The 10881-nt window shown below is 49.8% G+C and carries 9 protein-coding genes; 3 read left to right on the top strand and 6 right to left on the bottom strand.

The window, feature by feature from the left end; all coding sequences use genetic code 11:
* Positions 1-187 precede the first annotated feature (187 nt).
* Positions 188-1843, bottom strand: coding sequence for an alpha,alpha-phosphotrehalase (gene treC / locus ACYVUT_RS09785; protein ID WP_484501966.1), 1656 nt, complete (start codon positions 1841-1843; stop codon positions 188-190).
* A gap of 9 nt (positions 1844-1852) precedes the next feature.
* Positions 1853-2560 carry a trehalose operon repressor gene (treR, locus tag ACYVUT_RS09780; protein WP_484501965.1) on the bottom strand — a complete coding sequence of 236 codons (708 nt, stop codon included), beginning with the start codon at positions 2558-2560 and terminating at the stop codon, positions 1853-1855.
* Between the two features lie 211 nt (positions 2561-2771).
* Between treR and ACYVUT_RS09775 the strand changes: the two genes are divergently transcribed.
* Positions 2772-4637, top strand: coding sequence for a beta-glucoside-specific PTS transporter subunit IIABC (locus tag ACYVUT_RS09775; protein ID WP_484501964.1), 1866 nt, complete (start codon positions 2772-2774; stop codon positions 4635-4637).
* A 57-nt stretch (positions 4638-4694) separates the two neighbouring features.
* Here ACYVUT_RS09775 and ACYVUT_RS09770 read toward each other — a convergent pair whose 3' ends face one another.
* Both ACYVUT_RS09770 and ACYVUT_RS09765 read right to left on the bottom strand, forming a co-directional pair.
* A complete protein-coding gene (locus ACYVUT_RS09770; RefSeq protein ID WP_002879841.1) occupies positions 4695-4880 on the bottom strand; it encodes a hypothetical protein in 186 nt (61 codons plus the stop codon).
* A gap of 73 nt (positions 4881-4953) precedes the next feature.
* A complete protein-coding gene (locus ACYVUT_RS09765; protein ID WP_484501963.1) occupies positions 4954-5826 on the bottom strand; it encodes a LysR family transcriptional regulator in 873 nt (290 codons plus the stop codon).
* Between the two features lie 180 nt (positions 5827-6006).
* Between ACYVUT_RS09765 and ACYVUT_RS09760 the strand changes: the two genes are divergently transcribed.
* Positions 6007-6813: a class C sortase gene (locus tag ACYVUT_RS09760; RefSeq protein WP_484501962.1), complete on the top strand. Its 807-nt coding sequence runs from the start codon at positions 6007-6009 to the stop codon at positions 6811-6813.
* A 331-nt stretch (positions 6814-7144) separates the two neighbouring features.
* Positions 7145-7738, top strand: coding sequence for a hypothetical protein (locus tag ACYVUT_RS09755; protein WP_484501961.1), 594 nt, complete (start codon positions 7145-7147; stop codon positions 7736-7738).
* Positions 7739-7793: 55 nt separating this feature from the next.
* Here ACYVUT_RS09755 and ACYVUT_RS09750 read toward each other — a convergent pair whose 3' ends face one another.
* Both ACYVUT_RS09750 and ACYVUT_RS09745 read right to left on the bottom strand, forming a co-directional pair.
* The gene (locus tag ACYVUT_RS09750; RefSeq protein ID WP_439774737.1) at positions 7794-8864 is read right to left on the bottom strand and encodes an LLM class flavin-dependent oxidoreductase; all 1071 of its coding nucleotides are present in this window, start codon (positions 8862-8864) and stop codon (positions 7794-7796) included.
* Between the two features lie 14 nt (positions 8865-8878).
* Positions 8879-10621: a diguanylate cyclase domain-containing protein gene (locus ACYVUT_RS09745; protein ID WP_484501960.1), complete on the bottom strand. Its 1743-nt coding sequence runs from the start codon at positions 10619-10621 to the stop codon at positions 8879-8881.
* Positions 10622-10881 lie beyond the last annotated feature (260 nt).

The following is a 10881-nucleotide window of genomic DNA, read 5'->3' as shown; positions in this document are numbered from 1 at the left end:
ATTGGCTATAAGAAAAGGACTTCCTCTACTTATAATCTAAACGAACAATATTAAAGTAAGTCCTTATAAATAATTTTAGCAAAAATTCGCTATAATGGACGATCAAATACGAAAAAGCGATGAATATTACAAAAAATGCCTTGTAAGCATCAGACTTTTGTCTAAATCTTGCAAGGCATTTTCATTTTTATTGAATTTTAAAGGCTAAAGTTTCGTATGGCCGCAGGCTCAATTCAGCTGGCAGCTGGCTGAGCTCTCTTTGATAGTTGTCCAAAAGAACCTGCCCGCTCTCCCGCAGGTCGCTTGGCACGGACACAATGGTTTCTTTTCCGTAGAAGTTGTTGAAGACGACTAACTTATCTCCGTCCAGTTCTCTGACGTAAGCAAAAACTTGCTGGTCATCCGGCAGAATTTCCCGGAAGCCGCCGGCGGAAATCACGTCCTCCTGCTTTCTCAATGCAATCAGCTTCTGGTAAAAGGCAAAAACTTCTCCCTCAGCCAGTTCCTTTTCGACATTGATTTCGTCTTGGTGGGTCGGCATAAGCCATGGCTTAACCTGGCTGAAACCGGCGTACTTGCTGGCGTCCCAGTGCATCGGCACCCGGGAGTTGTCTCTGGACTTGGCCTTGATGATTGCAAAAGCCTCATCTTCGCTCATGCCCTTGTCCAGCAATTCTTGGTAGGCGTTCTTGCATTCCACGTCCACGTACTCGTCCATTGACTGGTAGTCCGGGTCAACCATCCCCAGTTCTTCACCTTGGTAGATGAATGGCGTCCCCCGCAAAAAGTGAGTCGTCGCCGCCAGCATTTCCGCTGATTTTTCCCGGTAGTGGACCGGGTCGCCAAAGCGGTTCAAGGCCCAAGGCTGGTCGTGGTTGTTCCAGAAGACCGCGTTCCAGCCGCCGCCTTCCGTCATCCCTGTCTGCCAGGAGCTGAGCAGGCCCTTCAGCTTCATGAAGTCAAAAGGCATCTTGGTCCACTTTTCCCCGTTCTTATAGTCGACCTTCAAGTGGTGGAAGGTGAAGACCATGGACAGTTCCTTTTCCTTAGGATTGGTGTAGCGGACACTATTAGGGATGGTGGTTGAAGACATTTCCCCAACAGTGATTGAGTCCTCATCTTGGCCAAAAGTCGTCCGGTTCAGTTCCTTCAAGTAGTCGTGAACCACCGGCGTGTCGGTGTAGAGGGTCTTTTCTTCAGTTGGGTCTGTGGAGTCAACCAGGTCCTCACTCTTGCCCGTCACGTTGATGACGTCGAAGCGGAAGCCCCGGACGCCCTTGCCCCGCCAGAAGTTGACCACGTCTTCCAGTTCCTTTCTGACTTCCGGGTTGTGCCAGTCCAGATCTGCCTGGGTTGGGTCATAGAGGTGGAGGTAGTAGAGGTCAGTGTCGCCGAACTTGGACCAGGCCGGGCCGCCAAACTTGGATTGCCAGTTGTTTGGCAGGCTACCGTCAGGCTTGCCAGGCCGCAGGTAGAAGAACTTCTGGTATTTTTCATCCCCGGCTAAAGCCTTCTTGAACCATTCATGTTCAGTTGAGCAGTGGTTTAAAACCATGTCCAGCATGACGCCCACGCCGATGTCCGCCAGTTTGGCCTGCAGCTCTTCAAAGTCAGCCATGGTGCCAAAAAGGGGATCGATCTCCCTATAGTTGGCGATGTCATAGCCATTGTCGTTTTGCGGGGAAACATAGAAGGGGTTGAACCAGATCATGTCCACATTCAGCTTCTTGATGTAGTCGATCTTCTCGATAATGCCCCGAAGATCCCCGATTCCGTCGCCGTTAGCGTCGTAGAAGGACTTTGGGTAGATCTGGTAGATGACTTTTTGACCTAAATTTTGCATATTTTTCTCCTATATTTTGCTGCGGCGAGCAAAGTCAATAAATCTGAAACGATTGGGATTGTGGTAAGAGGCGGTCAGCTGGAAGAGGGAGGTGTCCTCTAAGTAGACCATGCTCTTAACTAAAACGGCTTTTCGGTCGGAGTCCAGCTCCAGCATCTTGGCTAATTCCTCACTCACGGTCTGCACGCTGACGTCTTTAACCGCGTAGGAAATCTTGAGCCCCAGGTCGTTTTCAAAGTAGTCATATAAGGAATGTTCCGCCACGGATGGGCTGATTTCCTTGACGTATTTGGTGGAGATGTAGTCCACGTCCAAAACGTCCGGCTCACCGTCAATGATTCTGAGCCGCTTGACCTTGATAAAAGGCTCCGTGTTGTCGCAGCTGAAGTCGTCGGGAACTTCTTTTACTTCCTTGATTTCCAAAAGCTTGGTCTCAGCTTTTAGCCCCAGGGATTGGTTCAGCTCGTTAAAAGTCGTGATCCTGGAAATCGGAAAGCTCAAGCGGGAAAAGTCGAGGACGATCGAGCCCTTGCCCTTGATCTTCTGGATTAATCCCAGGCTGGTTAAGTCTTCCAGGGATTTTCTGACCGTGTTCCGGGATGCCCCGTAGAGGTTGGCCAGTTCGTTTTCGCTGGGCAAAAAGCTCTTGGGCGGGTAGATCCCGTGCCGGATCTTGCCGGCCAGGTCTTGGGTAATCATGTCTTGCTTGGCAGTCATGTCAGTTGCCTCCAAATTCTTTTATGCCTCCATTATAGCCGGGCAGGCAGATTTTTTCAACATGTATGGACAAGATAAATTAGAAACAGAAACCGGAAACAATGCTGATGGAAAAAGATTTTAGAAAAGTTGTTGACAACTTGTATGCACAAGTGTAAGATGGAGACAGTTAAGAGAAAGCGGTTACCCGCTAAGTTTTTGGAGAATGAATATGGCAAAGAAAGATTACAGCGGCCTGGCGAAGACGATCATCGCCAATGTAGGCGGCAAGGAGAACATCAACAGCTTGATCCACTGCATCACGCGCCTGCGTTTCTACCTCAAGGATGAAAGCAAGGCCAACGATGAAGTATTAAAGGAAACTGACGGCGTTATCGACGTAATGCACGCTTCCGGCCAGTACCAAGTGGTTATCGGCAACGCGGTTACCCAGGTCTACGACGCCGTGATGGCGGAACTGGGCGGCCTGCCGGAAAGCGGCGAAGCAGCCGAAACTAAGGAAGATGACGGCAAGAACCCGGTTTCCAGAGCTTTTGGCAACTTGATCGGCTTCATCACTGGCTCCATGAGCCCGGTGGTTGGCGTTATCGCTGCTTCCGGTATCATCAAGGGGATCCTGGCCCTGTTGACTTTGCCGCAATTAGGGGCACTTTTGAACGTGAAGAGCACGGCTTACATCACGGTTAGTGCCATGGCGGACTCAGCCTTCTACTTCCTGCCAATCCTGGTTGGCTTCGCCGCTGCTAAAAAGTTGAACGGCGACCCGATCGTGGCCGCGGTAATCGGCGGGGTCCTGACTTACCCGCAACTGGTTACCTGGGGCGGACAGTACAAGACCATGTTCAGTATTGGTGGCTTCAACTTCCAATTCTTGAACTACACTTACTCAATCTTCCCAATGATCCTGGCCGCTTGGCTGGCCAAGAAACTGGAAGACTGGCTGAAGGACCACCTGCCGGACTACCTGCAGATGATCTTCACGCCATTGATCACCATCTTGCTGGTTTCAGCAGTGACCTTGATGGTTACCGGTCCGGTGATTCAAGGCGTAGCCAACGGGATCGCGGACTTGATCAACTGGGTTGTTTCAGCATCTGGTTGGATCGGCGGCCTCTTGATCGGTGCCTTCTACCAAGTTCTGGTTATCTTCGGTCTGCACTGGGGTGTTGTACCGCTGGTTGCCCAGCAGATTGCCCAAAGTGGCCAGAGCTCACTGAACGCAATTATTTCTACTACCATGGTTTCCCAAGGTGCAGCAGTTTTGGCTGTAGCCTTGAAGACCAAGAAGAAGGGGACCAAGACTTTGGGTATCTCCGCGGCTGTTTCAGCCTTCTGCGGGGTTACGGAACCAGCTATCTACGGGATCAACCTCCGCTTTAAGAAGGTCTTCATCTCAGGTTTGATCGGGTCAGCAGTCGGTGGTTTGATTACTGGCTTGATGCACGGGACCATGTACGGCTTTACTGGTTCTTTGATCGGTTTCTCATCCTTCTTCAACCCGAAGAATCCAAGCGACTTGACCAGTTTTTATGCCTTCCTTCTGTCCAGCGCGGCAGCTTTGGTAATTTCCTTCATCGTGGCCTGGGTTTGGGGCTACAATGATGAAATGGTTGCCGGCAAGAAAGTTGAAAAGAAGCAGCGGCCAGGCAGTGAAGCTAAGCCAAAGAGCGAAACTTTGACTGCTCCGGTAGCTGGTAAGGTGATTGCCTTGTCAAGCGTTAACGACCCAGTTTTTTCAACTGGTGCCATGGGCGAAGGCTTCGCGGTAGTGCCAACTGAGGGCGTGGTTAAGGCTCCGGTTGACGGTGAAGTAGCAGCCTTGTTTGAAACTGGCCACGCGATTGGCTTGAAGACTACGGCCGGCGCGGAAGTGCTGATCCACATCGGGATCGACACGGTTATGCTTAAGGGCAAGGGCTTTAACGTCAAGGTTGCACAAGGTGACCTGGTTAAGGCCGGGCAGACTCTGATCGAGTTTGACCTGGACGGCATCAAGGAAGCCGGCTACGACCCAACGGTCATGACGGTAGTCACTGACAAGCACGGCGTGGACGTTAAGCTGCCAAGCGTTGAATAATTTGCAGAGAAAAAAGACGTCATCCCTCGATTTGGGGATGGCGCCTTTTGCGCTTATTTAGCTTTCTTCTTCGCTGCAGATAGCGATGACCCGCATCTTGTAGCCAAAGGTGTGGTCTTCGGTAACCTTTTCGCCGGTGTGGTCAGTGATGACCGCGTCGATGTGGCCGCCTTCAGCAACAAACTTGTCGATTTGCTCCTTGACTTGGGCAAAAGTGCCTTCAAATTGCTTGGTAAATTGCATGTCAGTCTCCTCCTCTTTCGTAGTTTACTTAATTTTACCTCTAAAAAAAGGAAAAATGCTTGCTGCTTATAAATTAATATGGAAAATCTTCTGGCCAGTTTTTGCTTAAAAGGTCCAAGAGAGGGGTGACCATCTTCTTTTGGTCCTTGCGGTAGACGGCGTAGAAGTCAAGCCGGTTCTTCGGGTCAGCAATTCTGACCGGAACCCGGTTGCCAAGTTCTGGGGAGTCAGGGTTGGACAGGTTGGACCGGAAGACGGGCAGCTGGGAGTATTTGGTTAATTCGGTGAGGGAATCCACATCATCCTGGTAGATGAAGTGAGGATGAGGGATGGCCTTTTCCTTGATCTGCTTCCAAGGGCCGATATCCTGCAAGACGATAAAGCTGACCCCGGCAAGCTCCTGGAAGGTAACTGAGCCCTTCTTGGCTAAGTCGCTGTCCTTGTCGCACATGAGAAAAAGCTGCTCATAACCGATATAGCGGGACTCACAAAGGTCGGTCTGGTATTCACGGCTGCTGAAAACCATCTGGTAGCGGTAGCTTTCAACTGCCGGCAGAAGCTCGTTTTCTTCAAGCAGCTTCTGGTCCAGCTCAACTTTGACCGGTAGCTTGTTTTCGATCCGCTCACTGAGCAGCAAGGGGCCAGGGGCGTCTGAACCGACTAGGAAACGGGTTTGGCCTTTAGCGAAGTTCTGGACTTTTTCCAGCATGCTGCTCTCCATGGCGAGCAAACGGGCGGCTTCTTTAGCGGCGAGTTGGCCAGTGGTGTTCAGAGTGATTTTGTTGTTGCCGGATCGGTTGAAAAGGGCGACGTCCATCTCTTGTTCCAGCTTCTGCATCCCCCGCGTCACCGTCGGCTGGGTCAAGTGCAGCTCTTCAGCTGCCCCGCTGAGGGTCCCGCTTTCGGCAAAGGCAACTAATTCTTCAAGTAGTCGTGGATCGATCATTATTTTTACCTCACTATGTTCTAGACGTATACTAGCATAAAAAAGCGACAATTTTCAATTTAGAACCCCCGAATCATCTTTAGGGCAGAATTGACAAGTATTTTTATCGCCGCAATGTAATTGCTGGCCAGCGGCATGTAGTAGAATATTGTACAGAAAGAATAGAAAGTGACTGAAAAAATGTCGAAAAAATCACTGATCATCCGGCTCTTGGTGATCCTGGCCGGCTTCATCATCCTTCTGTATCCGGTCATAAGTGACTATGTAAATACGCAAAACAGCGGCAATGCGGTCAACAGCTACGCCGGTTCCGTAAGAAAGGCGACCAAAAAGCAGCGCCAGCAGCTTTTTAAAAAGGCTAGAGCCTATAACGAGGCCTTGGCCAAAGATCCAGAAACTTTTTATCACCCAAACCTGGTCCCGGGCTACTCAAGTCAGCTTAAAGTAGCGGACACGGACGTGATGGCTATCGTTGACATTCCTAAAATCAGAGTCCATCTGCCGATCTACCACGGGACAGCAAACAGCGTCTTGGGTGACGGGATCGGTCACTTGAAGGGGACCAGCCTGCCGATCGGGGGCAAGTCGACCCACTCGGTACTGGTGGGCCACCGGGGTCTGCCGAGCGCGACCTTGTTCACTGACCTGGATGCCATGAAGAAGGGGGACTACTTTACGGTCACCACTTTAGGCAAAAAGATCACCTACAAGGTTGACGCCATCCATGTCGTTAAGCCTAACAACGTCAAGTATTTGCAGATCGTCAAAGGCAAGGACTACTGCACCCTGCTCACTTGCACGCCTTACGGGATCAACACCGAGCGGCTCTTGGTCAGAGGGGGCAGAGTAAAGAACCTGCCGGAGGATAAGAAGGGCAAGTTAGGCTTCTTCATTTCCCCGAAGAAGCTGATCTATTACGGCGCTATGGCCTTGCTCGGTCTTTTGGTCGTAGTCTGGCTGATCGCCTTGCTCCGGCGGAGCAGATAAAGAGAATAAGTTTTTTAGCAGTCCTGTTGCCGAGCAGCAGGGCTGTTTTTGTTTATACTTTCTTATACTTTTTAGGCAAAATATAACTTTTATTTTTTGTGTAGACATATAGAAATGAATCATACAATGTTCATAGGTGGAAAAAGCAGGTTAAAAACGTGCATGACTAGAAAATAAGCTGGATAATTTTATCTATTCCTAGGATAAAAGTTTAATTCTAATTTTCTTCATTTTCTTCATTTTTTAGCTTAACATCCTTCAATAATTGAGTATAATTAAGGGCAAGCAATAAAAATAATTTTGATCTCGATATAGGGAAAGGAACCGTATTATGAAGAACAACCGTTTAATGAAGAACCTTGGTAAAGCTACTGTTGCCGCTGCACTGCTTGCTACTGGCGTAAGCCCAGTTCTGGCCGCAACTGAAAACAAGACTGAAGTTAAGAGCAACAAGACTGCTGCTGAATCTTCATCAAAGAAGACCAGCTCAGTAAGCTCATCAACTTCATCAAAGAAGACCAGCTCATCTGAATCATCAAAGGCTTCAAGCTCATCAGAAGCTTCATCATCAAGCAAGAAGGCAGCAAAGAAGTCAACTAAGAAGGCCGCCAAGAAGGCCGCTAAGAAGTCAACTAAGAAGGCCGCCAAGAAGGCAGCTAAGAAGTCAACTAAGAAGACCACCAAGAAGGCTGCAAAGAAGGTAGCTAAGAAGACTACCAAGAAGGCAGCTAAGACTGCTAAGAAGACTACCAAGAAGGCAGCTAAGGACACTAAGAAGGCCGCTAAGACTACCAAGAAGTCAACTAAGAAGGCTGCAAAGGACACTAAGAAGGCCGCTAAGACTGCTAAGAAGTCAACCAAGAAGGCCGCTAAGAAGACTAGCGCAAAGTCAACTTCAGCATCTTCAACTAGCTCAGCTAAGTAATTAATTTGAGCAAAACTAAAGGCTCTGTCATCAATCACGATGGCAGAGCCTTTTTTTAGTCCTTATTTACTTCCGGGAAAACGTACTTTTCCATATCAGCCAGGCAATCAGCAATTGGCCGCTTGGTTGGCTTGAAGTTGATGATCACGTGGTTTAAGCCTTCCTCGCGCTGCTTGCGCCAGAACTGTCCCAGGCTCTTTGCTCCCCCGCGCAGGTAGATCTTGTTGAAGAGCTGGCATGGGGCATCCGGGTCATCCAAAAGTTCAACGAAGTTCTGGTAGCCGAAGGGATGCCAGTTGCCGTCCTCATTCAAGTCGTTCAGCTTCTTAACCACCGATGCCGTCTCATCTTCGCCAACCCCATGCCAGATCCAGACGTCTGGCTCATTGGCCAGCCAGGATAATTCCTGCCGGCAGCGGCCGATCGCGACCATTGGCATCTGGTAGCCCTCTTCAAGCTGGGGCACGACGCTCAAAGACCCGGTCAGCTTACTGTAGTAGTTGCCACTGAAGTGCAGGCGGTTGGGGTGAGTCAGGGACTTTTTGGCCAAATCCCAGCCTTCTCTGAAGATCTCGCTGCGCTCGTTCCAGTCCCGGCCAAAAGCTTTAAATTCATTTTTCCGGTCCCCGCTGACTAAACCCAACAAGAAACGGTGGTCACTGAGCCGGTCGATTGACACGGCCGCCTGGGCCACGTGAATCGGATTCCGCTCAGGCAAAATAAAGCCGGCAGACCCCAATACGATCTTGTCCGTGGTCATGGCCAGAGCCCCCAGAGTCGTGAATGGATCAAGTCCCTGGCCAACGTCGCCAAAGTATGGGTCATAAAAAGGAACGTCTCTGATCCACAAGGCGTCAAAGCCGGCTTTTTCCGCTGCCTTGGCGCAGTCAAAAAGGTCGCTGACATCTGGAATCTGGCTGTCCGGGTAGCCCTTAAAAGGCGCCATTAAGCCGAAAGTCAATTTACCCGGCTGAAAGACCTGCTTAAAGCCCGGGTGGTTGGCAAACTGCTTGGGATAGACAACCTTCTTGGCATCGCTGCCTGCTCCTTGAAAAAGGGGACTGTCGTCTTGACCCAAAATTTGCAGATTGGGAATGTTCAGCTTGTTTTCTTGTTCTTCAGCCATTTTTTCTGCCTCCGTTAATTAAGGATAAAACTGATATAAACCAAGGCGCCATAGCGCTGGTTGACAGAATACTTCATGTCGCAGAAGACGCGCAGGGTCCGGGCGTCCGCCGTCAAAATCTGGCAGTCGTCCCTAAAACGCTCTTCATCAGCTGCCGATTCAACAAAGTCGGTAAACTCCTCCTTGATCCTGTCTCTGTCGCTTGGTGAAACCAAGTTGAGCAGGGACTGGCCATAGTAGTCATAAAAGTCAGCCGACAGTTCGCAGCCAAACAATTCCAGCAGACTCTTGTTGACGTAGATGACCTCTTTGGTATCCATCTGCATGACCAAAAGGGGAGTCGGGTCGCCGGCCGCCAAGGCTCTCAGACCCAGGCCCAACTGGTTGCGGTGCTTCTTCTCCGACAGGCTGGACTTGTAGCTGGCAAAATTGTTCTTGCCGGCAATTTTTACTTCGTATAAGGCAGCGTCGGCGAACTTCAAGGCCTCTTCATAGTCCTTGGCCTGGCCTGGGAACTCGCTGTAGCCGATGGAGACGGAGAAAGGAATTTCCTCCCCGTTGCTTTCTACTTCCTGCTTTAAAACAGACAGGCCCTTGATAGCTTCCTGGTTGTCACACATCTTGCCAGGAAGTGCCACGACGAATTCATCCCCGCCGTTTCTGCCAATGATGGCATTGGGCCCAAAGCACTTTTTCAAATTCTTGGTCAGCTGGACTAAAACCGCGTCCCCGGTTTGGTGGCCAAAGACATCGTTGATTGACTTGAAATCGTCAATGTCCAGCATGATCACCGTGGTCTCTGGCTGCTTTTTAGCAGACAGGCTCGACAGCTTCCAGTCAAAGCCCTGTCGGTTGTAGGCTTGAGTCAAAGGATCTAGCGTGGCTTCTCTTTCCAGGATCCGCCCGCTGATCCGCCGGTTGATCACCCAGAGCATGAGACCCGCGATGGCAAAGTCGATGAGTATGAGGTAGCCCATGAACCAGTTCCACTTAGTGTAGCGCCAGCCAGTTGCCGGAGCGATTCTCAAGAGCCAGTGGCTGTTGTCGGCAGTGGTGAAGCTGTAGCTGATCGGCTCGTGGAGATTGCCTTGCTGCATGACCTGCTTGTAGCTGGTATTTAAGGGAGAAACTTGCTTTTCCAATTCATAGCTGTAGCCGGCTGATTTAAGGTTGGCTGCGGTGGAGGAGAAGGTCTGAGGAATCTTCATCACTACGATGGCAAAGCCCCAGAACTGCTTTTTGCCGTTTTTCTTGATAAAAATCGGCGTCCGCATGACCACGCCTTTCCCGCCCTGTTTAAGGGAGATCGGCCCCTGGGTCACGGTGACCTGGTGGGCAATCCCGTAGCGGCAAAGAGGGCCGCGGATCGGGTCGGTTAAAAGGTTGATCTTGCCTGCTTCGTTTCCTTTTAAAGGATAGATCTCGGTGACTTTTCCCTTAGGCGCCAGCTGTAGGTTGCTGGCTGCTTCATTTTCTTCTAAAAGGTCCTTGGCCACGGTGGAGAAATTCTGGACTTTGCCATTGCTGGCTAAAACCAGTTCCTTTAGAGTTGTTGACAGGGTCAAGGCATTCTTGATCTCACCCTTCAAGGTCCGGGAGAAACCGGCCGCCAGGGCCTGGGCCTGGTCGCGCTCGGCAGCTTTCTGCTGCTCCTGGACGTAGCTGAGCAAGCTGAGATTGAAGACGGCCAGCAAAATCAAAGTGGCCGCGATGAGCAAGTAGTCGTTTTGATTTGCTTTCCTAAGCTGTTTAAACATTGCTGAATTGCACCTTGCTTTTACTATAATATATTTTTGGTTTAGTTATAATGTCACTGGCTGTGGATTTGTTCAAATTGCTAACGAATAATCCTATTGTTCAGTATACTATAGCGGAGAGTGTTATTACAAATTGTTAAAATATTATAAAACTGAGAAAGCAATTAGGAAAAAGTTGTTCGCCTTTTGAAAAAAGGTGCATAAAAAATGTTTAAATTCACGAAAACTCTTGTCAAAGACTATTTTACATCATACAATAG

The sequence above is a fragment of the Lactobacillus sp. WILCCON 0059 genome, from assembly GCF_057197985.1.
This window is presented reverse-complemented; position numbering and strand designations above follow the sequence as displayed.